Source organism: Corynebacterium sp. NPDC060344 (assembly GCF_042725215.1).
In the GTDB taxonomy this organism is placed as follows: Bacteria; Actinomycetota; Actinomycetes; order Mycobacteriales; family Mycobacteriaceae; genus Corynebacterium.
Window position 1 is genome coordinate 57,712 of sequence record NZ_JBHXCS010000009.1, and the last position, 23,706, is coordinate 81,417.

19 protein-coding genes and 3 tRNA genes are annotated in these 23,706 nt (G+C 70.1%); 17 read left to right on the plus strand and 5 right to left on the minus strand.

Translation table 11 applies throughout. From position 1 onward, the window contains the following. The first annotated feature begins 50 nt into the window (after positions 1 to 50). The 4 genes from ACFWGD_RS10820 (at position 51) to ACFWGD_RS10835 (ending at position 6,073) form a co-directional block, all read left to right on the plus strand. The gene (locus tag ACFWGD_RS10820; RefSeq protein WP_377778709.1) at positions 51 to 1,211 is read left to right on the plus strand and encodes a hypothetical protein; all 1,161 of its coding nucleotides are present in this window, start codon (positions 51 to 53) and stop codon (positions 1,209 to 1,211) included. Between the two features lie 157 nt (positions 1,212 to 1,368). Further along, positions 1,369 to 1,971 (plus strand): GtrA family protein, encoded by a 603-nt coding sequence (locus ACFWGD_RS10825; RefSeq protein WP_377778710.1) that lies wholly within the window; start codon positions 1,369 to 1,371, stop codon positions 1,969 to 1,971. Positions 1,972 to 2,070: 99 nt separating this feature from the next. Further along, positions 2,071 to 4,221 (plus strand): DUF6541 family protein, encoded by a 2,151-nt coding sequence (locus ACFWGD_RS10830; protein WP_377778711.1) that lies wholly within the window; start codon positions 2,071 to 2,073, stop codon positions 4,219 to 4,221. Then, positions 4,208 to 6,073 carry a glycosyltransferase gene (locus ACFWGD_RS10835; protein WP_377778712.1) on the plus strand — a complete coding sequence of 622 codons (1,866 nt, stop codon included), beginning with the start codon at positions 4,208 to 4,210 and terminating at the stop codon, positions 6,071 to 6,073. Before ACFWGD_RS10830 ends, ACFWGD_RS10835 begins: the two co-directional genes overlap by 14 nt. 91 nt (positions 6,074 to 6,164) lie before the next feature. Here ACFWGD_RS10835 and ACFWGD_RS10840 read toward each other — a convergent pair whose 3' ends face one another. The 3 genes from ACFWGD_RS10840 to ACFWGD_RS10850 all read right to left on the minus strand — a co-directional run bounded on the left by ACFWGD_RS10840 (position 6,165) and on the right by ACFWGD_RS10850 (position 9,431). Next, complete coding sequence (locus ACFWGD_RS10840) at positions 6,165 to 7,229, minus strand: glycosyltransferase (protein ID WP_377778713.1); 1,065 nt, start codon at positions 7,227 to 7,229, stop codon at positions 6,165 to 6,167. A 508-nt stretch (positions 7,230 to 7,737) separates the two neighbouring features. Further along, a complete protein-coding gene (locus ACFWGD_RS10845; protein ID WP_377778714.1) occupies positions 7,738 to 8,532 on the minus strand; it encodes an ABC transporter ATP-binding protein in 795 nt (264 codons plus the stop codon). 47 nt (positions 8,533 to 8,579) lie between these two features. Next, the gene (locus ACFWGD_RS10850; RefSeq protein WP_377778737.1) at positions 8,580 to 9,431 is read right to left on the minus strand and encodes an ABC transporter permease; all 852 of its coding nucleotides are present in this window, start codon (positions 9,429 to 9,431) and stop codon (positions 8,580 to 8,582) included. Between the two features lie 262 nt (positions 9,432 to 9,693). Between ACFWGD_RS10850 and ACFWGD_RS10855 the strand changes: the two genes are divergently transcribed. Continuing rightward, positions 9,694 to 10,962 (plus strand): aminotransferase class V-fold PLP-dependent enzyme, encoded by a 1,269-nt coding sequence (locus ACFWGD_RS10855; RefSeq protein ID WP_377778715.1) that lies wholly within the window; start codon positions 9,694 to 9,696, stop codon positions 10,960 to 10,962. A gap of 106 nt (positions 10,963 to 11,068) precedes the next feature. Here the strand turns inward: ACFWGD_RS10855 and ACFWGD_RS10860 are convergent, their stop codons facing one another. Then, positions 11,069 to 12,043, minus strand: a complete 975-nt coding sequence (locus ACFWGD_RS10860; RefSeq protein ID WP_377778716.1) for an NAD(P)H-quinone oxidoreductase — start codon at positions 12,041 to 12,043, stop codon at positions 11,069 to 11,071. Between the two features lie 115 nt (positions 12,044 to 12,158). Between ACFWGD_RS10860 and ACFWGD_RS10865 the strand changes: the two genes are divergently transcribed. The 10 genes from ACFWGD_RS10865 to ACFWGD_RS10910 all read left to right on the plus strand — a co-directional run bounded on the left by ACFWGD_RS10865 (position 12,159) and on the right by ACFWGD_RS10910 (position 22,128). Continuing rightward, positions 12,159 to 12,243: transfer RNA gene (locus ACFWGD_RS10865), tRNA-Ser, on the plus strand. A gap of 1,063 nt (positions 12,244 to 13,306) precedes the next feature. Further along, complete coding sequence (locus ACFWGD_RS10870; protein WP_377778717.1) at positions 13,307 to 14,521, plus strand: hypothetical protein; 1,215 nt, start codon at positions 13,307 to 13,309, stop codon at positions 14,519 to 14,521. A 294-nt stretch (positions 14,522 to 14,815) separates the two neighbouring features. After that, positions 14,816 to 15,634, plus strand: a complete 819-nt coding sequence (locus ACFWGD_RS10875; protein ID WP_377778718.1) for a hypothetical protein — start codon at positions 14,816 to 14,818, stop codon at positions 15,632 to 15,634. Positions 15,635 to 15,709: 75 nt separating this feature from the next. Then, entirely contained in the window at positions 15,710 to 16,651 is a 942-nt protein-coding gene (locus ACFWGD_RS10880) for a hypothetical protein (RefSeq protein ID WP_377778719.1), read from the plus strand. Positions 16,652 to 16,894: 243 nt separating this feature from the next. Continuing rightward, a complete protein-coding gene (locus tag ACFWGD_RS10885) occupies positions 16,895 to 17,704 on the plus strand; it encodes a hypothetical protein (RefSeq protein WP_377778720.1) in 810 nt (269 codons plus the stop codon). Positions 17,705 to 17,789: 85 nt separating this feature from the next. After that, positions 17,790 to 18,527 (plus strand): hypothetical protein, encoded by a 738-nt coding sequence (locus ACFWGD_RS10890; protein WP_377778721.1) that lies wholly within the window; start codon positions 17,790 to 17,792, stop codon positions 18,525 to 18,527. A 77-nt stretch (positions 18,528 to 18,604) separates the two neighbouring features. Beyond that, entirely contained in the window at positions 18,605 to 19,285 is a 681-nt protein-coding gene (locus ACFWGD_RS10895; RefSeq protein ID WP_377778722.1) for a hypothetical protein, read from the plus strand. A 146-nt stretch (positions 19,286 to 19,431) separates the two neighbouring features. Further along, positions 19,432 to 20,307 carry a hypothetical protein gene (locus ACFWGD_RS10900; protein WP_377778723.1) on the plus strand — a complete coding sequence of 292 codons (876 nt, stop codon included), beginning with the start codon at positions 19,432 to 19,434 and terminating at the stop codon, positions 20,305 to 20,307. After that, positions 20,300 to 21,259, plus strand: a complete 960-nt coding sequence (locus ACFWGD_RS10905) for a hypothetical protein (RefSeq protein ID WP_377778724.1) — start codon at positions 20,300 to 20,302, stop codon at positions 21,257 to 21,259. The genes ACFWGD_RS10900 and ACFWGD_RS10905 overlap by 8 nt, the downstream gene beginning before the upstream one ends. A gap of 11 nt (positions 21,260 to 21,270) precedes the next feature. After that, a complete protein-coding gene (locus ACFWGD_RS10910; RefSeq protein WP_377778725.1) occupies positions 21,271 to 22,128 on the plus strand; it encodes a hypothetical protein in 858 nt (285 codons plus the stop codon). A 60-nt stretch (positions 22,129 to 22,188) separates the two neighbouring features. Here the strand turns inward: ACFWGD_RS10910 and ACFWGD_RS10915 are convergent, their stop codons facing one another. Then, positions 22,189 to 23,355 (minus strand): histidinol-phosphate transaminase, encoded by a 1,167-nt coding sequence (locus tag ACFWGD_RS10915; RefSeq protein ID WP_377778726.1) that lies wholly within the window; start codon positions 23,353 to 23,355, stop codon positions 22,189 to 22,191. Positions 23,356 to 23,503: 148 nt separating this feature from the next. Between ACFWGD_RS10915 and ACFWGD_RS10920 the strand changes: the two genes are divergently transcribed. Further along, a tRNA-Ser gene (locus ACFWGD_RS10920) sits at positions 23,504 to 23,595 on the plus strand. Between the two features lie 3 nt (positions 23,596 to 23,598). Continuing rightward, positions 23,599 to 23,674: transfer RNA gene (locus tag ACFWGD_RS10925), tRNA-Arg, on the plus strand. Positions 23,675 to 23,706 lie beyond the last annotated feature (32 nt).

Sequence of the window (23,706 nt, forward strand, 5' to 3'; positions counted from 1 at the left end):
AGGGCGTTGGGGGCCGACGGGGTTTCGGGAGCGTCGGTACGCTTGTGGCCATGTCGACGGATACCGACAACGTCATCGCCTTCCCGGGCGTGCGCGTGGCCGCCGAACCGGCCACGCTGATCATCGGTGCCGTTTTGGCGGAGGAACCCCAGGTCGTGCACAGGCAGTTCGGCATCAACGACCGCCTGACGCTCAGGGAGCTTTCCGACGCGCTGCGCGTCATGTTCGGCTGGCCCGGCGAATCCGCCCCCACCAAGTTCACCCTGGGCGGCGGCGTGGGGGATGGGCGCGCGGGGGCCGGGGGAAGAGGCGGCGCGCGGGGGTTCGATGCGGGGATCAGCGTCAACGTGCCTTTGGATACCGTCATCGGAGACGTGCTGCAGGATGTCGGCGACACGCTGACCTGGCATTGGGGGCTGTGGGATCACCGTTTGGACGTCCGCGAGGCCTTCGCCCGCGACGAGGCCACGCCCGATGCGCTGTGCATCGGCGGGTCCGGCACCATCGATGGGCTGTGGCGCGGTGGCCGCGTGGCCAATGTCGCGGCGCCTGGGGCCGCGGGCGCGGCCGGGGCGGCCGGGGCGGCCGGCGTGGTGCCCGCGCCGGGCGGATCCGCTGGTCGCGGCGCTTCCGGAGGCCGCACCAGTCCCGATGGTCTCGCCTTCGATGACGGTGCGGTTCGGCCCGATGGTGGCGACCGGCCCGATGGTCGGGATGGTGCGGATGGCCCGGACATCGCGGCGATCAACGAGCTGCTGACCGGCGAGCAGTCGATCCGCAACACGCTGGCCACGGCGCGGGATGACGTCGTCGATTTGATCGAGCGCTCCGGCGTGTTCGAGTTCGTGCCGCTGCTGCAGGCTCTTGACCTGCGCAGAACGCCCGGCTGCACCTGCGTCGCCGAGGATTGCGACCGCATGCGGGCACTGCCCGCCGAGGATCCGGACGACGGCGCCGGCCGCGACGCAGCCTTGGCGACGCTCCTCTGCTTGTCCGCGCTCACCGACGACGACATCCGCCACGACGTCACCTCCCACGTGATGGACGCCCTGGGGTGGGTCGCCGATGACGGCACGCCCCTGACCGGCGAAGACGTCGAGGAGCTGTGCCCCGCCACGTGGGCCGTCCTCGAAGAGGTCGGGGTGGTCGGCGAGGAGCAGGTGGGGGTCGTCGACAAGCTCGATCTGTTGCGCGAGGCCCTCCGCCGCTGACGTGAATGGCACTAACTGCCGACGCTTCCCGGTTTTCGTGCAACGAAATCGCGGAAGCGTCGGCAGTTAGTGCCGTTCAACACCGGCCGAGCACCAATTCCGGGGGCGCCGCGCGGTTTTGTTGACCGCGCCGCGCGGTGGCGTAGGCTTCCGTTCCGTGCACAAGGCCAACGACGACTCCACCAGCGATAACCGCGCCAATGCCGCGGCCAGCGAGGACCGCGCCGCCGAGCGAGTGGCGGGCGCCGATGCAGCGGCCAGCGCCAATGCCGCGGCCGGCGAGGACCGCGCCGCCGACCCCCACGGCGTCCGCGCCGAAACGTCCGCGTCCGCGCCGCTGTCCGACAAGCCGCGCGATGACCACGGGCTGATGGTGCAGATGACGCGCTTCATCATCTCCGGCGTCATTGCGGCGGTGGTGGACTTCGGGCTGACGTTCGTCATGCTCAACTTCGTTGGCGCGTCGGACTTTTGGGGCAAGTCGATTGGCTGGGTGTTCGGCACGATCACGGCGTACCTGATCAACGTGCGCTGGACGTTCAAGTCGAAGTCGTCGCCGAAGCAGATCCTGGCGGTCGCGGTGCTGTACCTGCTCACGTATGCGACGCAGGTGGGCATCTTCACCACGCTCAATCCGTGGCTGGCGGAGCAGGGCTGGTCGGTGGAGTTGGCGCAGTTCGGTGCGTTCGTGGTGGCGCAGGGCGTGGCCACGGTGGTGAATTTCATCGTGCAGCGCACGGTGATTTTCAAGGTCAAGTAGAAGCCGCGCGCTGTTGCCGCGGGTGGGATTGAGAGGGGTTCGCGTGGAGGCCATCGTGTCGGTCGCCGTCCGCGCGCCCCGGAATCGTGGTGAGGCCTGATGCCCTGGTCGGAACAATTGGCGGCGATCGTGCTGGTCGCGGCGGTGATCGTGGTGCCGGGCGGGGTCATCTCGCTGGTGTCGGCGGTGGCCGGTGGTCGCCGTCCGTTGCTGCGTGACGACGACCCCTCCTCCCCGGCCCGCGGCCTGTCCCGCGTGGGCGCGGCGCTGTCCGGGTCGGTGGCGGTGACGTTCGGCGTGGCGGGGACCTTGACCGTCGTGTTCGATGCGTGGGGCCTGCGGTGGACGCAGGGCTCGGCGGCGGTCGCCTTCGCCATCGTCGCGGTGCTCGCCGGTCTGGTGGCCGCGGGGTTGAAGGCGGTGGGGGGTGCGCGTGGGCGTCGTAAAGCAGAAGCGGTGACCGAAGCCGAACCGGAAGCCCCAGCCTCCGCCGCGACCCGGGTGTCCGAGGTCGAGGGGGCCGAAACCGAAAGGCGGGCACCCAGGTTCGCGGGGCGGGCGTGGCCGTGGCCGCTGGTGTGGGTCATCGGCGCGCTGGGCAGCTGGTCCATCGTCGACGCCATCGGCGGGCTGGGCACCGTGGTGCCGGGCTGGGACGCGTTCTTCCACGGCTCGGCGATGCGGTGGATCGCGGAAACGGGCGGCGCGTGCCCGACGTGCATGGTGCCGATCTCCGAACCGGCCGCCGCGGAGCACTACTACCCGACGGCCTACCACGCGGTGGGGGCGTTGGCGTTCCTGCTCGATGGCGGGCTGATGCCGGCGACGTACACCGCGATGATCGCCCTGACCGCGCTGATCTTCGTGCTCGGCGCGGCTGCGCTGGCCGTGGAGTACGGGGCGCGCGGGGCGGCGGTCGTCGTGGCGGCGGTCGTGGCGCTGATGCTGCCGTGGTTCCCGTGGATGCTGGTGCATTACGGGCAGTTGGGGCCGCTGGGGATGGCGGTGGCGGCGTTGCCGGGTGCGGTGGCGCTGGCGTCGGCGGCGGTGCGGGATCCGTCGCCGGGGGCCGTCGTGCCGGTGGGGTTTGCGCTGGTGGGCGTGGCGGCGCTGCATCCGTCGGTGGGGTTGGCGGCGTTGGCGGTGGTCGGCGTGCTCGGCGCGGCGACGCTGGTCGGGCGGGTCGCGGGGGCGCTGCGGCGTCGTGCCGTGGGCGTGCGTGACGACGATCCCTCCGCACCCTCCGCCCGCCCCGCATCCCTGGTGTGGCCGGTGCTCGGAGGGGCGCTGGCGGCCGGGGTGCTGCTGTGGATCATCGACTTCGGGGCGTCGGACGATCTGTCGCGGACGACGTGGCCGGCGCGGGAGGACTTCTGGACCGCCGCGGGCAACCTGGGTCTGCTGCGCGACACCCCGACGGCGGTGCAGTGGGTGGTGCTGGCGCTGGCGGCGGCGGGCATCGTCGCCGCGGTGTCGGGGCGGCCCGGGCTGCGGCGGGCGGTGCCGGCGATCCTGGTCGGCGCGGTCGCCGTGTGGCTGGCCACCGCCGCGCGCGGCAGCGATGCCGAGTGGGCCGACGAGATCACCCGCCTGTGGTGGAACGACTGGCGGCGGTTGGCGGCCATCGGCGTGATGGGCTGGGCCGTCGCCGCGGCCGCGGGCGCCGAGTGGCTGATGCGCCGGGCACGGGCGGCCGGGGGCCGTCGGCGCGCGATCGTCGGTGCGGTGCTGGTCGTCGTCGTGGCGTTCGTCGCGGTGGCGTCGAATCCGACGCGCTCCGAGCTGGCCGGGCGCTACTACGGCGACGTCGACGGCGCGGTGACGGAGGCCGAGCTCGAGGCCTACGACTGGCTGGCCAAGCGTTACGACGGCGGCGTGGTGCTCAACGATTCCTTCGACGGCTCGTCGTGGCTGTACACCCTGCACGGCGTGCCGGTGATGTTCCACGTGCCGTTGACGGGCCGCGCGAACGCGACCCACGGCCCCGACCGGATGCTGCTGAACCGCGTCGCCCATGACGCCGGCATGCCGTACTCGACGTGGGGCGATGAGGCCGCGCGGGCGATCGAGAAGCTGGACGTGCGGTGGGTGATCTCCGCGGAAACGTGGGTCGGCGGGCACGACTCGATCCCGGGCGGGTTCCTCAAGTTGGACCAGAGCCCGGCTTTCGACGAGGTCTACGACCGCGGCGGCGTGACCATCTACGAGGTCGACCGGGCTTTGATACGTTCAATCCATGACATCGACTGAGTCTGAGTCTGTTCCCGCCGAGTCCACCACCACCGGAAGCGGCGATCCCGCGCTCATCCAGCGCAGCCTTTTCCGGGGGCCGCAGGAGTGGGTCAACCCCGACCTGTACGCCCGGATCCTGGCGGGCTCGTGCGTGCGCGAGCGGTCGGGGGTGCGGTTGGCGGCGGAGTCGATCGTGTCCACGAACACGTACTTCGGCCGTTTCGCCGCGTCGTATTGGCAGCGGTGGACCACGGTGCGCGAGGTGGCGGTGTCGTGCCGCGTCGAGGTGGAGGGCGCGCCGGTGCAGGTGTTCGTCCGGGCCTCGGACATCGGCGCGCACGTGCGCACGGTGGGGGCGGAGGTCGTCGCGGAGTCCGGCGAGATCTCCATCGCCGTGCCGGTGCGGGACTTCCTCGACGGCGGATCGATGTGGATCGAGGTCCGCACCGCGGAGGCCGGCGCGTCGGTGTCGGACGTGCGGTGGACCACCGCGGCCGATCGCCCGGAGCGCAAGCTGGCGCTGTCCATCTGCACGTTCAACCGGCCGGTGGATTGCGCGGCGACGGTGGCGACGATCGCGTCGGATGAGCGGGTCGTCTCCGTCATCGACCGGATCCACGTCACCGACCAGGGCGATCAGCCGGTGGCGGAGCAGGCGCCGTTCCGCGAGGCGCAGGAGCGCCTGGGCGAGACCCTCAACCTGATCCGCCAGCCGAACCTGGGCGGCGCCGGCGGTTTCACGCGCGGCATCGTCGAGGCCACGCGCGGCGGGTGCGAGGGCGTCGACGTGCTGCTCATGGACGATGACGTCCGGGCGGAGCCGGAGAGCGTGCTGCGCCTGGCGGCGATGGCGCGGTTCACCACGGAGCCGACGATCCTGGGCGCGCAGATGCTCTACCTGTTCAACCCGGATTACCTGTTGGCGTCGGCGGAGGCGGTGGAGCTGCGGCGCATGGCGCGCGGCCTGCCCACCGACCAGTACACGGTGCACAATTACGACGTCGCGTCGGAGGAGCTGCCCGAGCGCCGCGCGGAGTCGGAGTACAACGGCTGGTGGTCGTGCCTGATCCCGGGCGAGGTCGTCGAACGCATCGGCTACCCGCTGCCGGTGTTCTTCCAGTGGGATGACGTCGAGTACAGCCTGCGCGGCCGCGAGCATGGCATCGCCACGGTGACGGTGCCGGGTGCGGCGGTGTGGCACGCGGACTTCTACTGGAAGGACGTCGACGGCTTCGGCCATTACTTCTCCATGCGCAATGGCATGGTCACCGCCGCGGTGCGCAATCGTTTCGATGCCAAGGGCGTGGCCAAGGAGATGGCCCGCCAGGTGTCGCAGTCGATTGCGGGCATGCAGTACGGGTTGGCGCACACGCACCTGAAGGCGGTGCGGGACTTCCTGCGGGGGCCGGAGTTCCTGGCCGATGGTGGCCGGGCGGCGTTGGCGGAGGTCAATGCGGAGCGCCGCGATTTCCCGGAGACCATGCCGTTGCCGTTGGAGCAGGTGCCGGCGGTGCTGCCGGTGGGCCGCAAGGGCCCGGACCCGGATTGGCGCCGCGGTGATCTGGTGCTGGCCAAGCGCTTGGCGTCGCAGTTGCGGGGCCGTCTGCGCCCGGGGCCGGTGTACGTGCCGTTCGAGGATGCGCCGTGGTGGAACGTATCGCTTTACGACGACGCGTACGTCACCGATGCCAGCCAGACCGCCGTGCGCCATCGGGTGCGTGATGCGGAGAAGGCGAAGGCGCTGTTGAAGGAGCTGGCGGGGCTGACCCGGCAGCTGGTGCAGGAGGGCCCGGCGGTGGCGGCGGCGTACCGCGAGGCGGTGCCGGAGCTGACCAGCCGCGAGAACTGGGAGCGCCTCTACGGCTTCTAGCTATCCGGCGCCGAACGAGTCGACCCGGGTCCCCGCGTGGGGCCCGGGTCGCGTCGTGTCCGGCGCGGTTTACCCGGCTCGGTTTCTCGCCCTAGTCTTCCTTCTTCGGGCGGAAGCGCTCGAAGTTCTCGCGGCGGCCGCGGCGGTGCAGCGCCCACCAGCGGACGAAGCCGGGGACGTCGCGGCGCTGGATCAGGAAGAACCACGCGAAGCGGGCGTATTCCTGTGGCAGGAGCTTGCGCATGCCGGGCTGGCTCATCAGGTAGCCGCGGTTGCGGTAGGTGAAGTAGCGCTTGAAGTCGTCGGACGGGTACTGCGTGTGCATGCGGCCGCCGAGGATGGGGTGGAACTCCTCGGTGCCCGACGGGTGCAGGTACGCGGTGGTCAGGCAGGTGCCGAAACGCAGCCCCGACCGCGCCAGCCGCCGGTGGAATTCGACCTCGTCGCCGCGGATGAACAGGCGGTAGTCGGGCACGCCGAGCCGCTCGAGCGACGCCGCGGTGAACAGGGCGCCGTTGAACAGGCTGGCGATGCCCGGCAGCAGGTCGTGCTCGCCGTCGGCGCACTGCAGGTCCTCGGGCAGCGGCACGCCGGTGGCGGCTTCCTGGTCGGCGAAGCCGGTGAACCACACCCGGCCGTCCTCGTCTTCGACGCGGGGGAGGTTGGGGTTGGTGCCGTCGGAAAGCAACTCGGATCGGTTGCGGCGCCACGTCAGGCCGCGGCGGAGCGGGAACGCGAGCTTGCCGGGGTCGTCGATGTTGCAGACCACCGGCGAAACCTGGTCGAGGTCGTGGCGCGCGGCGCAGGCGTGGAGCTTCTCCAGGACGGTGGTGTCCTCGGGGCGGCCGTCGTCGTCGGCGCACCAGATCCAGTCGGCGCCGAGCGCGAGGGCGTGGAGCATGCCGTAGGCGAAGCCGCCGGCGCCGCCGAGGTTCGTCTTCGACCCCAGGTAGATCGTCTGCGGGCCGCCGTCGGCGCTGGCGTCGGCGGATTGGACGACAGTGCGCACGCGGGGGTCGTCGCCGTTGTCCACGACGATGACCCACTCGGGGGCGTGGGTTTGCCCGACGAGGATCTCCAGGGAACCGGTCAGCTCCCGCAGGCGGTTGTGCGTTACGACGACGACGGCGGTGCTGCTCTTCGGTCCCTCGGTCATGGCGTCATCTTCCCACACCGCGGCGCGGCGGCGGCGTTGCGGGGCGGCGGTGGGGCCGCTGCGGGCCGTGAATGTGTTGTCGTGGAGCGGGATCGTGCGGGTGCCGGTGCGGAGAACCCCGGAAAGCCGTTGGTGCCGGCCCATCGATTCAATCTCGTCCCGTACGTGTCCCGTCCGAGGGAGACGTACGGCCTGATCTTGAAGAATCGAGGGGCCAAAAGTTCAATCTCATCCCGTGCGTGGCTTCGTCGGTGGCCACGTACGGGACGTTCTTGAATAGGTTCTTCTCAGGTTCGTCTCGCGGCCATTTTCGGCTTGCTTGGCGACGGCCACCGCACCCCTGACCAGCGCAAACGCAAAAGTGGCGCTGTGTGCCCCTAAGCGTCCTCGGCCGGGGCTGGAGTGCGTCCGCCGGCAGTCAAGAGCTCAGAGAAGCGCTACGGCGCGAGACGATCCCGCGGCCATGATCGCGCCCGCGGAACGGCGGGGCGGAGGAACTGGTGCGCGCCTACAGCGGCCGGTGGCCACGCTCGTCGCGGATGCGGCGCACGGCGTCGGCGGCTTCCTTGCCCTCGTAGGCCTCCACGACCTGGTCGACCAGGCCGACCTCGCGGATCTGCCCATGGTCGATCCACAGGGCGGTGTCGCACAGCTGCGCCAGGAACTCATTGGAATGCGACGCGAACACCAGCAGGCCCGAACGCTCGACGAGCGAGGTCAGGCGATCCCGCGCCTTGGCCATGAATGCGGCGTCGACGGCGCCGATGCCTTCGTCGAGAAGCAGAATCTCTGGCTCGATCGACGTGACCACGCCCAACGCCAAACGCACCCGCATGCCCGTGGAATACGTGCGCAGGGGCATGTGCAGGTAATCGCCGAGCTCGGTGAAATCCGCGATGTCGTCGAGCTTGTCCTTCATCTGCTTGCGGGTCTGCCCCAGGAACAGGCCGCGGATGATGATGTTCTCCATGCCGGAGATCTCCGGGTCCATGCCCACGCCCAAATCGAAGACCGGGGCGACGCGGCCGCGGACGTCGGCGGTGCCGCGGGTGGGCTCGTAAATGCCCGACAGCAGCCGCAGCAGCGTCGACTTGCCGGCGCCATTGTGGCCCACCAGGCCGACGCGATCGCCCTCGCGCAGATGCAGGTTGATGTCCTTCAGGGCCTCGACGACGACCACGTTGGAGTCGTTGCGGCCGATCGCCCCGCCGGCGGCGCCCAGGAACGCCTTCTTCATCGACCGCGACTTCGCGTCGAAGATGGGGAAGTCGACGCAGGCGTCGTAAGTGTCGATGCTGACCATGTTGTGCCTTCTTTCCGTGGCTTCCGTACCTGTCGAGCGGTGGCCGTCTACACCCAGTAGCTCACGCGCGAGCGCCACTGGCGCATGGCGGCCAGCGCCAGCAGCAGGCCCGCCGCCGTGCACGCCAGAACGATCCACCAGTGGTACGCCGCCAGCGGCTCGCCCGTCAACGGGGCGCGGACGATCTCCAGGTAGTGGTACAGCGGGTTGAGCTCGGCGATGCGCGCGCGCTCGGCGACGGCGCCGCCCTGCTCCTGCAGCGTCTTGGTGGTCCACACGATGGGGGTCATGTAGAACACCAGCTGGATCATCGACTCCAGCAGCGGCGCCACGTCGCGGTAACGGGTGGCCACGATGCCGAAGAACATGGTCACCCACACGCCGTTGACCACCAGCAGCGCCAGCGCCGGGATGGCCAGCAGGAACTCCCACCCCAGGTCGGGGCGGAACACGGCGACCAGCACGACCCAGATGATCATGTTGTGCGCCAGGAACAGCAGCTGCCGCCACACCAGGCGGTACACGTGGACGCTCAGCGCCGACGGCAGCTGTTTGATCAGGCCCTCGTTCTCGATGAACACCGTCGAGCCCTCGCGCACGCAGCCGGAGATGAAGCCCCAGATGATCAGGCCGACGGTCACGTGCGGCAGGAAGTAGGACAGCTCCTGCTGGAACAGCAGCGAGTACAGCAGGCCCAGCGCCACGGCCATTGCGCCGGTGGCGATGGTGATCCAGAAGGGGCCGAGCGTCGAGCGCCGGTAGCGCTGCTTGATGTCCTGCCAGCCGAGCTGCAGCCACAGCTGCCGCTGGCCGTAGCCGCGGGTCAGGTCCTGCCACGACGCCGCGATGGTGCGCGACCGCGACCGCGGCGGCGCGGCGTGGTCGCCGTGGCCGGTCATGCGGTCGATGTCGGCCCGCAATCCGGTGGGCGGGTGACCTGGTTGTTCTGCGTTCGTCACGGAGTCCAACCTACCCGGCGGGGTACCCGGCGCCCTACCCGCCGTCTCATCTGAGGCCGTCGGCGGGCATACTGTTGGCCATGCGGTCGGGCCGCGGTGGGGTTGAGCGGGGTCCGGCTGGAAAGTCGGTGGGCGCGGTCGGTATTGTTTCGCTTCTGCCGCGTATCGGCGGTATTGGCGCTCGCGACCGGAAAGGGTGGTCATGGCCTTCGACGTGCCCACGACCAGGGGTTACTACTCGTCCCTGTCCGACGGATGGACGTACCTCAATGGCGGGGAGCGCGCCCAGATCCCGGAGCGCGTCCTGTCGTCCATGGCGACGGCGTTCCGTGCCGCGCCGAAGTCGTTGCCGGGGGAGGCGGCGTCGGGTTCGCATTCGCGCGGGCAGGAGGCCGGCATCACGGCGGGCCATCAGTTCGCGGCGATGGCGCGCCGGGCGTTCGCGGATGTCGCGGGCGGCCGCGTGGAGGGCGTGGTGCTGGGCCCGTCGCGCGAGGCGCTGGTGCACATGCTCATGCAGGCGATGGGCCGGCGGCTCTCGCTGGGCACGGGGATGGTGCTCACGCGCACGGGTGATCCGGTGTCGCAGGTCCCGTTCCGCCGTGCGGCCGACATGTTCGGCGCGCGGGTGCGGGTCGCGGAGGCCGATTTGTCCACGGGCGCGGTCCCGGCGTGGCAGTTCGACGATCTCGTCGACGCCGACACGCGCCTGGTGGTCGTCCCCGCCGCCGATCCGTACGTCGGGGCGGTTGCCCCGGTGGCGGAGATTTCGCGGATCGTCCACGCCAATTCGCGGGCGTCGGTGCTTGTCGACGCCTGCGCCTACGCCCCCTACCGCGTCGTGGACATGCAGCGCATGGGCGCGGACATCGTGCTCCTCGACGCGTCCTCGTGGGGCGGCCCGGAGGTGTCGGCGCTGGTGTTCCGCGATCCGTCGCAGCTCGACCGCCTGACGTCGATGTCGCTGGTGCCGGGCGCCCGCGGCCGCCGCCGCCTGGAGGTCACGCCGGTGTCGCCGTCGCTGCTCGGCGGCGTGTCGGAGTCGGTCCGCCATCTCGCGGACCTCGACTCCACGGCCCGCGGCACGCGCCGCCACCGGATCGAGGCGTCCATGCCGCAGGTGGGCCGCTACTTGTCGACGCTCACGTCCCGCCTCATCGACGCCCTGGGCAATTTGGACCAGGTCCACATCATCGGGGTCGATGGCGAGGGTTCCGATGTCCCCGGCGCCGCCGACGTCGAGCGCGTCCCGCGGGTGAGCTTCATCGTCGCCGGCGTGCCCGCCGCGACCGTGGTGCGCCGCCTGCTGGACAACCACCTGGTCACCAGCGCCGTGGCGCCGGGCGGGTCCGCCCTGCTCGAGGCGGTGGGCGTCATGGAGGCCGGCGGTGCCGTCACCGTGGGGCTGCAGCCGTTCAACACGCCCCACGACGTCGACCAGCTCGTCCGCGCCGTCGCCTCGCTCGGCTGAGCGGCGCAACAGCTGAGCGGCGAAAATGGCCGCCCCTGGGAGAGGCGGCCATTGCTCGGCTGAGCGGTGACGGGTTGGGCGGTGGCCGTCGTAAAGCGACCGCCCGCTACTCGCCGACGGTGAGCACGATCTTGCCCGTGACCTCGCCCGAATCCAGAAGGTCATGGGCCTTCGCCGCGTCGCGGATGTCCATGGTGGCGTGGATCTGGTCGGAGATGGTGCCGTCCTCCAGAAGCGGCCACACGACGTCCTCCGTGGCGGAAACGATCCGCGCCTTGTCCGCCTTGTCGCGGTAGCGCAGGCCCGTCGCCGAAATCGACCCGCGCTTGGACAGCAGCCGGCCGATGTTCAGCTCGCCCTTCACCCCGCCCTGCATGCCGATGATGACGATGTGCCCGTCCATCGCCAGCGCCTTGACGTTGCGGTCCAGGTACTTCGCGCCCATGATGTCCAGGATCACGTCCGCGCCGCCATGCTCCTTGAGCACGTCCTCGAACGACTCCTCGCGGTAATTGATCAGGATGTCCGTCCCCAGCTCGCGGCAGCGCTCCAACTTCTCCGCGCTGCCCGCCGTCACCGCCACCGTCGCGCCCAGCGACTTGGCCAGCTGAATCGCGAACGTGCCGATGCCACCCGCACCGCCATGAACCAGCAGCGTGTCGCCCTGCTTCAGGCCCGCGACCATGACGATGTTCGAGTACACCGTGCACGCCACCTCCGGCATCGCCACCGCGCGCTCCAGCTCCCAGCCCTGCGGGACCGGCAGCAGCTGGCCGACCGGCACCGCCGCGTACTCCGCGAAACCGCCGCCCGACAGCAGGCAGCAGACCTCGTCGCCGACCTGCCAGCCGCCCGCATTGCCGCCGACCTCCTCGATGACGCCCGCGCACTCCAGCCCCAGAATCTCCGTCACGCCCTTCGGCGGCGGGTAGTGGCCCCGGGCCTGCAGGATGTCGGCGCGATTGACCGCCGCCGCACGGACCTTGACCAGCACCTCGCCATCGCCGATCTCGGGGGTCGGGGCGTCGCCCCACTCCAGGGCACGCGGGTCGTCGGGGTTGGTCTGGATGATCGCCTTCATGAAATCCACCATAACCACCGTTAGCGCCTTTGTGGTCGAGGTCACGCGGATGGGCGGGGTTGGGGCGCAGGCCGGGGGCGTGGCTAGTATTGGGAGGTCCGCGATCGGCGGGCGGGGAAGTGTGGCAGAGCGGCCGAATGCACTCGCCTTGAAAGCGAGCGTCCTTCACCGGACCGGGGGTTCAAATCCCTCCACTTCCGCAATGCGTGGCGAGGGCCCCGGCACAGCAACCCTGTGACCGGGGGCTTTCGTCGCTTTCGGGGTCGCCGCATCCGGGTGAGGGCCGGAGGGGTTGGGGGCCGGCGTCGCAAAGCAGCTTTGCGACGGCCACCCACAGCCCGTCCCATGCGCACCGTCCTGCTTTGCGACGCCCACCCACAGCCCGTCCCATGCGTACCATGCGTACCGCGCAGTGGTGATCACGGCTGATGTCGAGGGAGTTAGCCGCCCAGCGCAGCCACACGATTTCGCGTCCTGGGGTTTTACCGGCGTTCACTCGGCGTGTGGCTGCAATATGCAACTAAGGGGGTGTCGCATCGCGGGGATGGGGCGGATGGTGCGCGTGATGATGCCAGCTGTGGCCGGCTCGAGGTGGGGTCGGCGTGTGAAGCGACCACAATCCATCTCGACCAAAAGCCGCGACCTGCGGTTTTGTGGAGCGGTGGTAGTAGTTTGCGACGCTCCGGGTGAGGGCTTGAGAGGGTGGGGGCCGGCGTCGTAAAGCAGCTTTGCGACGGCCATCGGGGCCCCGTCCCATGCGCACCATGCGTACCGCGCAGTGGTGATCGTGGCCGCCGTCGGGGGAGTTAGTCGCCCAGCGCAGCCACACGATTTCGCGTCCTGGGCTTTTACCGGCGTTCACTCGGCGTGTGGCTGCAATATGCAACTAAGGGGGTGTCGCATCGCGGGGATGGGACGGATGAGTGGGGCAGGTGGCGATGTGGGCCGTGGCCGGGTGAGCGGTTCGGTTGAATGGGGCGGGTGAATTGGCGGGTGACACACGTCACATGTGGGCGTAGCCTGAGGGCAAGGATTAACGATGTTTCCCAAAAGTACGGGGATGTCGCCGGACGTGATCGGCCTCGCGAAGGTGGCCGGTGGCGAAGCTGGAAACCGGTGCTGTCCAGGCGTTTCGGGAAGCGTGGAGAAATTCTTGGCAGGGCCGGGAACATTTCCGACCGGTTCGTGCATCCCATCGTCGAAGGCGGCGGGCGCACGGCCCGCCGGCCGAAACCCGATCACGAACCGGAAAGGCGAGAAGTCATGAACGACCGGAATTACGGATACGGCGACAACCCCGGAGGCGACGGCGTTTCCGGCGGCGTCCCCGGTGGCGGAAATGGCGGGGGAAACGGCGGCGGGTACGGGGGATCGGGGGATCCGTACGCGCAGGGCAATGGCCCGGCGAATCCGTACGCGAACCCGCAGAATTCCTACGGCAACCAGGGTGGCCAGGGCGGTCCGGCCGGCCAGGGTGATCAGGGCGGTTTCGGCGGCCCCGGTTCGCAGGGCGGCCCGAATGGTCCCGGCGGCCCCGGTCAGTACGGTGACGGCGGCGGATACGGGGCCGGCGACGCCGATACCCGCGCGTACAGCGCTTATGGGGCGCAGGGTGGGCCCGGCGGCGCCGGCGGACATAATCCCGGCGGTCCGGGTGGGCCGAACAATCCCGGTGGTCCCGGTGGTCCGGGTGGGCCGAATGGCCCGGGCGGCCCCGGCGGCCCTGGCGGACCCGGTGGCCCGAACGGCCCCTATGGTTCCGGCGGATATGAAGGCCCCTCCAGCTCGAACTCCGGCTCCGGATCGGGCGGCGGCGGCAAGGGCATCATGATCGGCATCGCCGCACTGGTGGGCATCATCGTGCTGGCCGTGGCGGCCTTCATGTTCATCGGCGGCGACGACGAGTCGGAGAACACGGCGTCCGAAACCACCGCGAATGGCGTCGACACCGGCGGCGACGAAGCCACCACCACCGCCGACGCCGCCGAAGGCGACGACTCCGCTGCGACGGACGACGGCGAAAGGACGACGACGGAGGCGTCGCCAAGCAACGACGGTGCGGCGGAGTCCGGCGACGGCACCCTCGCCGAGCCCTACGCCAGTGCGGTGCCGGCGTACGTGCGAGACCACGTGCGCTCGTGCAGCACCGGCACTGTGACCATCACGTCCTACGACACCGGCGTCGACGACCGCACGGTGCCGGGCATGCGCTGCTCGGGCACGTCGGGCAGCCTGATCGACGGCAACAACGTGGAGATCATCGACGACGATGAGTTCGCCAAGTCCGCCACCGACCAGGCCCGCACCATGGACTACGAGATGGTCAAGGACGAGGGCGGCGTGAAGCTGGTCGTCGCGTCCTACGACGGCGGCTCCAGCAAGATCTTCTGGGCCGACGAAAACAAGGGCATGTCCATGGAGCTCTACCCCTACGACAACATCGACGAGGCGAAGGCCGCCGCCGAGCGCATGAAGTAACGGCGCATGAGGTAGTCCACCCGCTGGACCAGCGCGAACCAGGCGATAGTCCGCCGCTCCCGACCGCATCGGGGGCGGCGGATTTCGTCATTCGGGTGACCCCGTTCCGGTGTATTTGCCCGCGAAACGGGTGTGACGGGTGGTGCTTAAGTGACTATTGGGATTAAATCAGGTTGTGGTGATGTCACCGAACGCCGTTGAACCCGTAGGACTCCCCGGCGTCGACCGAGCCGGGCCGCCCGTCGGTCCCGTCCGTGCTGAAGCCACGTGATGTCCGATCCCGAGAGGAACCCCATGCGTACTCGAGCATCCCGCGCCACCCGCGCCGGCCAGGCCACCCGCGCCGGCCGCGCCCTGCGCCCGGTCGCCGTCGCCGGCATCGCCGTCGGCCTCATGGCCGGCGCCATCGCCCCCGCGTCGGCCCAGGCAGACCTCCCCGGCAGCGACGGCCTCCCCAACATCCCCCCGGGCGCCATCCAGGCGATCCCGGGCATGCCGGACCTGAGCCCGATCATGCCGAGCCTGCCGGAGTCCACCGGCGAGTCGGTTGAGCTGGGCAACGCCAAGCTCGCGCTGCCGTTCGTCGGCACCGTCTACGACGCCACGCTGCACAAGCAGGTCGTCGCGGGCCAGCGCGTCCTGCCGGGCGGTCTGGTCACGGTGCGCCTGAAGGCGGAGGGCAATGGCGGCCACACCTTCGTCCGCGAGCTGCGCAACGTCATGCCGGAGGGTTTCCAGCTGGTCTCCGTCATGCGCATGAAGGAGAACGCCCTCGGCGAGGCGGCGCACGTCCTCGGCGAGGAGGAGTACTCCGTCGCCGAGCGCGATGGCCTGCGCGAGGTGAAGGTCGCCTGGAGCGAGGACGGTTTCCTGGGCCTGTACCAGGACAATCCGCGCATTCAGAAGGGTGAGTCGGTCGTCGTCGACTTCGTCTATCGCGCCCCGATGGAGGCCGGCGATTACGAGCATGGCGGCGTCATGGGCGTGAGCACCGTCGCGAATCTTGCGCCGAAGACCGCGGGCGGCGACATGGGCGGCGTGCCCATCAAGGTCGGCCTGGCCCCGGAGAACATCTTCGGTTCGCTGGAGGGTTACGGCGTCGGCTCGATTTAGGTGATGGCTTGACGACGTCCACGTGGGCGTCGTCAAGCAGTCCAATCTTGTGAAGTGCACTAACGAGGAGCAAACATGCGAAACAACACCACCCGAACCGCGGCCGTGCGCCGCGCCGCCATCGCCGGTGCCGCGTCGACGGCGCTGATCGCCGGCGTGATCGCGCCCGCCTCGGCGCAGCCGGCCGAGAACCCGGCGCCGGAGGCCCCCGCGGCGTCGTCCATCGAGAACATGCCGCAGCTGCCGGGCTCTGCCGCGCCCGAGGTGCCCGAAGTGCCCGGCGTCCCGGAGCTGCCCGGAACCCCCGAGGTCCCCGAGGTCCCGCTGCTCAACACCGGTGAGCGCGTGCAGGTCGGTGAAACGCAGGGTTGGGGCGGCGTTCTCGGAGGCGGCGCGTACCAGGCCGCGTTCTTCAAGCAGGTCACCGTGGGCCAGGAGGTCTACCCGGGTGACCCGGTCAGCGTCCGCCTGCAGGCCGAGGGCGTCAGCGGCACCACCCACGTCCGCGAGATCCGCGACATCATGCCGTCGTCGTTCGAGCTCGTCTCCGTCGCGCGCATCACCGTCGGCGAGGACGGGGAGAACCCGACCATCCTCCAGGAGGGCGAGTACGAGGTCGTCGAGCGCGAGGACGGCCTGCGCGAGATCCGCGTGAACTTCGGCACGAACGACCGAAATCGCCCGACCCTCGAAGCCGGCCAGACGCTGACCGTCGATGTCGTGTACCGCGCGCCGGAGGAGATCGGCACCTACGAGCACGGCGGATACGCCCGTGCCGTCGCCTGGGGTGGCTTCGGGGCCAGCGAGCCCGGCAGCCACGTCGGTGCCCAGCCCATCGAGGTCAAGGAGCGCCCGATCATTCCGGAGCCGCCGATCGACGTGCCGGAGGTGCCCGGCGACGAGTCCGGTTCCATCGACTGGGGCTCCATCGACTGGGGCTCGCTGTTCGGCGGTGCCGGCTCCAACAACGAGGGCGACGACCAGCCCGCCGAGGAGCCGGCCGAGCCCGCCGAGTAGTCCCGAACGAGCCCCGCACAGGTGAGGCCCCAATCCTTGGGGTCACCTGGACGGGGCAAGTTTTGGCCCGAAAATGGCGTGACGAACGAACTTGGGTTGTAATTGCCGGGAACAGAGATTGTTCCACCGCATTGGTTGCCGAGCATTTTCCGTTCGTCGAGTCCACGTGGCAACCCACGGATGTGGGCTGGTGGGCACCCCGCCGCCCATGACCGACCACCCCGAACAAGCAGAGGAATTCTCATGCGCCACCGCGCGACAAGAATCATCCGCACCGCAGCCACCATTTCCATTGCGGCGTCCCTGACCGTCGGAGCCGGCGCCGCCGCGTTCGCGCAGCCCGCCGATGCCCCCGCCGCCCCGGCCGTGCCGGGCAGCTCCACCGGCGCCGAGGCCGTCGAAGGCGTCACCGATGCCGTCACCGCCGGCGAGCGCGTCCAGATCGGCGAGAACATCAAGGCGGACGGCCTTTATGACGTCCTGTACGAGGTCGCCCTGTTCAAGCAGCTCACCTCCGGCGCGAAGGTGTCCCCGGGCGAAGAGGTCACCATGCGCCTGGAGGCCGAGGGCGTCCAGGGCGTGGCCCGCGTCGGCCAGCTGCACAACTCCATGCCGGCCGGCTTCGAGCTGGTGTCGGTGGCGCGGGTCGAGAAGAAGGACGGCGCCGAGACCGTCACCAAGCTCGGCTCCGAGGACTACCGCTTCCGCGACAACGGTGCCGAGGGCTCGACCGTCGAGGTCACCTTCGGCGGCAGCCCGTACGAGCATCCGCAGATCCGCACCGGCGAGACCGTCACCCTCGAGTACGTGTACCGCGCCCCGCAGGAGCTGGGCACGTACGAGCATGGTGGCCGCACCTTCCTGTCGTGGGTCCCGTCGGGTTACCCGATGAATGGCGGTGCCGCGACCGGTGCCCAGCCCATCGAGGTCGTCGAGGCCCCGGTTGCCCCGCCGGCCGGTTCTGCGGGCATCGACTGGGATTCGATCCTCGGGTCCCTCGGCCTGGATTCCGTCGACCTCGGTTCGCTCAACCAGGGCGACGGGGACGAGTAGCACCCAGCTTGACGACGGCTCGCCGTCACCCACCCCACCCACCTTTTCCGCACACCGGAATTCCCCTTCACCGTTAGGAAACCCAATGCGCAAGAACATCACCCGCGCCGCCATCGCCGGCGCCGCCGCCACCACCATGCTCCTCGGCGCCGCCGGTGCCGCCGTCGCCGCGCCGACTCTGCCGGGCCCCCTCGGCGAGATCGCCGGCGCCGCCCAGGCGCTCGTCCCCGGCCAGCGCCTGCCGATCGGCGAGGAGATCAGCCAGGGCGGCGTCTACACCGCGTCCTTGTTCAAGCAGGTCATGGGCGGCCAGAACGTCGTCCAGGGCGAGAAGATCACCCTCCGCGTCGAGGTCGTCGGCGGCAAGAGCGGCCTGCTCTCCGAGGCTCGTGTCCAGGCCGTCACCGACGTCATGCCCGCCGGTTTCCAGATCGACTCCGTCGTGGTCAACCTCCCGGGCGGCGAGGCCAAGACGCTGACCGCCGAGCAGTACACGAGCGTCGAGCGCGAGGGCAAGCGCGACACCCGCGTCGACTTCAACAACAACGGCATGGGACGCATCCACATCGGCCAGGGCTCGCTCTCCGTCGACTTCACCTACGTCGCCCCCGAGCAGACCGGCTGGAACCAGACCGGTGCCGGCATGGAGGTTTCCGCTGCCGGCGGTTACTTCGCGCACTCCACCAAGGTCGACGAGGGCGGCCCGTCCGTCAACGTCACCCCCCGCCCGATCATCGACATCCCGGGCCTGCCCGGTGGCGGCGACAACAACTCCTCCGGCTCCATCGACTGGGGTTCCCTGAACTCCGGTTCCTCCAACTAAGACGCCCGATGCGGCGCCGTTGGCGTCGTAAAGCACAACCGCACCGCGGTTGCAGCCCCACGAATCAAGGAGCAAGCATGAAGAAGATCATCCGCGCCGCCGCCACCGCCGCCATCGCGGCCTCGATGGCCATCGGCGTCGCCTCCCCGGCCTCCGCCCAGGTCAACCCCGTCCTGCCCGACTTCGGTTCCCTCATGCCCGGCATGGGCGAGTCGTCGGCGCCGAAGAAGGAGCTCGGCTCGACGACCGGCTTGATCTGGAGCGCCACCATGTACAAGCAGGTCACCCGCGGCGCCACGGTCACCCCGGGTGGCCTGGTGACCACGCGCATCGAGATCATCGGCAACAACGACAACGGCGGCAAGGTCCGCGAGCTCGCCGACATCATGCCCCAGGGCTTCGAGCTGGTCTCCGTCACCCGCATGAAGGAAAACGCCCTCGGCGAGGCCCTGCACGTCGTCCCCGCCGAGGACCGCACGACCGTGCCGGTGGGCAACGGCATGCAGGAAATCCGACTGTCGTGGACCGAGGGTGGTTTCCTCGGCTTGTTCGCGGACAACCCCACCGTGTCCAAGTCCAAGTCGATCGTCGTGGACTTCACCTACCGCGCCCCCAAGGAGCTGGGCCAGTACCAGCACGGCGGCTTCGTCCGCATCGGCTCCCTGATCGGCCCCGAGTTCCGCAGCGTCAACGGCGGCACCCCGATCACCGTGGAGAACTCCCTGCCGGCCGCCTTCGGCTCGCTGGGCTCCAGCTAGACCCCACCGGGCGGCAGTTTTCGGTGCCCGCCCCGGCGGCAGCTTTTTCCACCCCGTCCTCCCCGTTCGCGGGGAAGGCGGGGTGGCCCCGTCCGGGGCCTGTGCCAGAATCGACGATGAACGTCTGAGAAGGAGCCACGACAACCATGAGCAGTCCTTTTGGCGATGACCGGCCCGGCGGCCGCGGCGCGAACGGCGGCAACGGCGGCGCGAATGGCGGCGGCCGCGACCGCACCGAGCAGTGGGAGCCCATCGACGGGGAAGCGTGGTCCAACGCTCCCGGCGCCTACGACGGGAGCGGATGGGGGACGGCTGCTCCGGGCGACTCGTATGCCGGCGGCGGGCAGTCCGGCCAGGGAAGCCAGGGTGGCTACGGCGGTTCGGGTGGCTTCGGTGCGCAGGGAAGCTATGGCGCGCAGGGTGGTCCCGGCGCGTTCCCGACCGGCCAAGGCGAGTATCGGCCCAGTTCGGACGGTTACCCCGGCGGCTATCCGGGTGGTTACCCGAGTGGTTATTCCGGGGCGTACCCGCAGTCGCAGCAGTCCGGCGGCAAGGGCGGATCGGGCGGCGGCAAGATCGCGCTGATCATTCTCGCGGCGCTGCTCATCGTCGCCGCGGGTGGTGCACTGGGGTACTTCCTCCTGGCGGATCGTGATGACGGCGGCAGCGGCGGCGATCCCACGCAGACGACCGCCGCGCCGACGCAGTCCCAGCCCACCGAGACGTCCGCGCCTGGCCGTGCCGAAGGCTTCGTCGCCCCGGCGAGCTGGGGCAAGTGCGGCGGCTCCGGCGAGCCCGGCGATCTGAACCTGTACTACGCGGGGACGTCGACGACGAGCTGCCCGTTCACCAAGGCAGTCCGCGACTCTTTCGTCGACCACTACAACGCGACGGATCAGCTCGACGGCACCATCACCGCCTACAGCCCCGTGACCGGCCAGACATATTCCATGAGCTGCACCGACGACGGCGACTACGTCACCTGCCGCGGCGGCAACAATGCCGTGGTGCACATTGTCTAGGTGGTCCGGGCGCGCGCTGCTGGCGGCGGTGCTCGCCGGCGGGCTCGCGCTCGGTGGCTGCACGCTTCCCGGCGGCAGCGGCGATGGCAGTGCCAATGGCGCGGACGGGACGAACGGCGCCGCAGAAACCACCGACGACGGCCGCCCGAACCCGACCTCGCCGGCATCCGCCGGGCCGGGGAACGGCGAAGGCCCCGGCGATGGCCCCGGCGACGGCAGCACGACGCCCGGCACCGACGGCCTCTCCGAGGAGCTCTCCGCCGAGATCGACGACATCCTGGCCGACTGGGGAGGCGAAGCCGGCCTCGCCGTCGTGGCCCCCGGGGTCACGGGCCACGGCCCGCAGCTGGCGGGCAACTTCCTCACCGGCGTCGCGTGGTCGACGTCGAAGGTGCCCATCGCCATCGCGTCGGTGCGCCTCCACGGCGGCGCCGACGCCAACGTCACCGCGGCGATCTCCGCGTCCGACAATGCCGCAGCGGAAGCGATGTGGGCGGGCCTCGGCGACCCCGCCACCGCAGCGACCGCCGCCGACTACGTCCTCCGCGATGGCGGTGACGTCATGACCGACATCAACGCCGAGCGCATCCGCCCCGAGTTCACCGCCTTCGGCCAGACGCAGTGGGCCCTGCCCGATCAGGCACGGTTCGCGGCGGGGCTGACCTGCATCAGCGGTGCGGCCCCGGTTGTCGAGGCCATGGGCAACATCGCCGCCGACCAGCGCTATGGCCTGGGCACGATCCCGGGCGTGCGCTTCAAGGGCGGCTGGGGCCCGGACGAGTCCGGGATGTACCTGGTCCGCCAGTTCGGCTCCATCCCCGTCGACGGCGGTGAGCTGGGCGTGGCCATCGCCGCCCGCCCGACCGACGGCACCTACGAGTCCGGGCAGGCGATGCTGACGGAGATCGCCGCCGCGCTCCAACGCCACATGCCCGCGGGAGGCTCCTGCTAAGGTCGCGCACCGTGCCTTCCTCCATGACTGCCCGCCGCGCCACCGCCGCGTGCGCGCTCGCCGCGACTTTGGTCGCCGGTGCCTGCGCCGCGCCGGATGGCTCGGAGTCCGGTTCCGGCGCCGATGATCTGCGCGACGGCGAGTGGATCATCGACGACGCCGTCGACCCCGCCCTGGCCGCGGAGATCGACGCCATCGCCGAGGAGTTCGACGGCGAGGCGGCCATTGCGCTGGCCCTGCCCGGCGCCACCTCCGGCGATGGGCCGGTGAGCACGGGAGAGCTTTCCGACGTCGCGGCCTGGTCCACGTCCAAGGTTCCCGTCGCCATCGCCGCGCACCGGGAGAACCCGTGGGTCGACGATCTGATTCCGTCGATGATCTCGGAGTCCGACAACTACGCCGCAGAATCGCTGTGGGTGTCGCTGGGCGGCGAAACCGCCGCCGCGAAGGCCGTCAACGAGGTCCTGGAAGACGGCGGCGACACCAGCACCGAATTCGAGGCGTGGACCGCGCCGGGCGACGTCGAATGGGAGCTGCCCGATCAGGCGGCGTTCGCGGCGAATCTGCCGTGCCTCGATGATGCCGATCCGGTGCTCGAGGCGATGGGGGACATCGTCGACTACCAGTCCTACGGGCTCGGCGATATCGACGGCGCCATGTTCAAGGGCGGCTGGGGCCCCAACCTCGACGGGGAGTACCTGTCGCGCCAGCTGGGCACGATCCCGGCCGACGGCGGCGTGGTCGGCGTGGCCATCGCGGCGCGGCCCGGCGACGCCACCGACGACACCGCCCGCGAAATGCTCGACGCCATCGCCGAGGCGATCGCGGAGCATTCGCCGCATGGCGGGCGCTGCGAGGACGGCTCCTAAAGGCGCAGGGATCTACATCCCGAGCGCTCTACAGCCCCGCCGCCCTACAACCCCAGCGTCCTACAACCCCAGCGCCGCGAGCAGGCGGTCGGTTTCGGCGGCGTCGGTGATGGAGATGCGGACGCCCTCGCCCCGGAAGAAGCGCACGACGACGCCCTTGCCCGCCAAAAACTCGCCGAGGGACTGGGAATCGGCGACGTCGGCGTCGGAAAGCGTCCCGGCACCGGCCAGGGACGCCAGGCGCTCTTCGGGCATCCAGATGAAATTGGTCTGGGAATCGGGGATGACCACCTCCGCGCCGGCGGCGCCGTTGATGGCGGCGGTGACGCGGACGCGCTGGTCGCGCACGCCGGCGATGCGGGCCTCGAGCTCGTCGACCGCGCGCAGCGACTCGATCGCCGCGACCTGCGCCAGAGCATTGACGGAGAAGGGGATGCAGACCTTGTTGATGGCCTCGATCAGCTCCGCCGCACCGAAGCAGTAGCCGATGCGCAGCCCCGCCAGGCCGTAGACCTTGGAAAACGTGCGCAGGCCCACGACGTTGGGGTACTTCGCCGTGGCATCGACCGCATTGGGGGTGTCCACGCCCGACGCGCGCCCCGCCGCCCCGAGATCGCCGTCGGCCGGCTGGACGAACTCGATGTAGGCCTCGTCGAGCGCCACGATGACGTCGCGGGGGACCTTCGCCATGAACGCCTCGAACTCCGCGGCCGTGATCGTCGTGCCCGACGGGTTGTTCGGGTTGCAGACGAACACCAGACGGGTGCGCTCGCCGATCTTGTCGGCCATGGCGTCGAGGTCGTGGCGGTGGGCGTCGTCAAGCGGCACCGCCACCGGCACGGCCCCGGCCACGCGCGCGAGGATCGGGTACGCCTCGAAGCTGCGCCAGGCGAAGACGACCTCATCGCCATCGGCGCAGGTCGCCTGGATCAGCTGCTGGCACAGCGCCGACGAACCGCACCCCACCGCGACCTGCGACGTCGACAGCCCCAGGTGCTCCGCGATGGTCGCGCGCACGTCGACGGCGGCCATGTCGGGGTAACGGTTGACGCCGGCGGCGGCATCGACGATCGCATCGCGCACCGACGGCAGCGGCCCCTGCGTCATCTCGTTGCTGGCCAGCTTCAACGCCCCCGGCGTCGTCTGGCCCGGCACATACGAAGGGATCAGGCTCAGATCCTCGCGGGTCAACGGGCGGGTCTGGTCGGTGGAAGCGCTGCCGGTCATGGCGAAAACCATACGCGCCCGCCTGCTTTGCGACGCCCGCCGGGCACACCTTCGCCCCGCCCATCGGGTGCGGCGGGGACGTTCCGGGGCGCCACCGGCGGGTTTTTGCCACGCGGCGCGGCCCTCGGCTAGAATCCCCCTGGTGCACGGAGGCGTGCCAGAGCGGCCGAATGGGGCTCCCTGCTAAGGAGTTGCCTGTCTCACGACGGGCCGGAGGTTCGAATCCTCTCGCCTCCGCCACAAGCGCCCGTAGCTCAACGGATAGAGCATCTGACTACGGATCAGAAGGTTAGGGGTTCGAATCCCTTCGGGCGCACCACTTTTCCCCGGCATGCGACAGCGTGCCGGGGT

What these genes read in the sequence shown, in the direction of transcription:
- ACFWGD_RS10845 (WP_377778714.1), bottom strand. Translation starts at nt 8,532, where the DNA reads ATGGTCAGCATCGACACTTACGACGCCTGCGTCGACTTCCCCATCTTC.
- ACFWGD_RS10830 (WP_377778711.1), top strand. Translation starts at nt 2,071, where the DNA reads ATGCCCTGGTCGGAACAATTGGCGGCGATCGTGCTGGTCGCGGCGGTG.
- ACFWGD_RS10850 (WP_377778737.1), bottom strand. Translation starts at nt 9,431, where the DNA reads ATGACCGGCCACGGCGACCACGCCGCGCCGCCGCGGTCGCGGTCGCGC.
- ACFWGD_RS10890 (WP_377778721.1), top strand. Translation starts at nt 17,790, where the DNA reads ATGCGCAAGAACATCACCCGCGCCGCCATCGCCGGCGCCGCCGCCACC.
- ACFWGD_RS10875 (WP_377778718.1), top strand. Translation starts at nt 14,816, where the DNA reads ATGCGTACTCGAGCATCCCGCGCCACCCGCGCCGGCCAGGCCACCCGC.
- ACFWGD_RS10895 (WP_377778722.1), top strand. Translation starts at nt 18,605, where the DNA reads ATGAAGAAGATCATCCGCGCCGCCGCCACCGCCGCCATCGCGGCCTCG.
- ACFWGD_RS10915 (WP_377778726.1), bottom strand. Translation starts at nt 23,355, where the DNA reads ATGACCGGCAGCGCTTCCACCGACCAGACCCGCCCGTTGACCCGCGAG.
- ACFWGD_RS10835 (WP_377778712.1), top strand. Translation starts at nt 4,208, where the DNA reads ATGACATCGACTGAGTCTGAGTCTGTTCCCGCCGAGTCCACCACCACC.
- ACFWGD_RS10820 (WP_377778709.1), top strand. Translation starts at nt 51, where the DNA reads ATGTCGACGGATACCGACAACGTCATCGCCTTCCCGGGCGTGCGCGTG.
- ACFWGD_RS10900 (WP_377778723.1), top strand. Translation starts at nt 19,432, where the DNA reads ATGAGCAGTCCTTTTGGCGATGACCGGCCCGGCGGCCGCGGCGCGAAC.
- ACFWGD_RS10860 (WP_377778716.1), bottom strand. Translation starts at nt 12,043, where the DNA reads ATGAAGGCGATCATCCAGACCAACCCCGACGACCCGCGTGCCCTGGAG.
- ACFWGD_RS10855 (WP_377778715.1), top strand. Translation starts at nt 9,694, where the DNA reads ATGGCCTTCGACGTGCCCACGACCAGGGGTTACTACTCGTCCCTGTCC.
- ACFWGD_RS10885 (WP_377778720.1), top strand. Translation starts at nt 16,895, where the DNA reads ATGCGCCACCGCGCGACAAGAATCATCCGCACCGCAGCCACCATTTCC.
- ACFWGD_RS10880 (WP_377778719.1), top strand. Translation starts at nt 15,710, where the DNA reads ATGCGAAACAACACCACCCGAACCGCGGCCGTGCGCCGCGCCGCCATC.
- ACFWGD_RS10840 (WP_377778713.1), bottom strand. Translation starts at nt 7,229, where the DNA reads ATGACCGAGGGACCGAAGAGCAGCACCGCCGTCGTCGTCGTAACGCAC.
- ACFWGD_RS10870 (WP_377778717.1), top strand. Translation starts at nt 13,307, where the DNA reads ATGAACGACCGGAATTACGGATACGGCGACAACCCCGGAGGCGACGGC.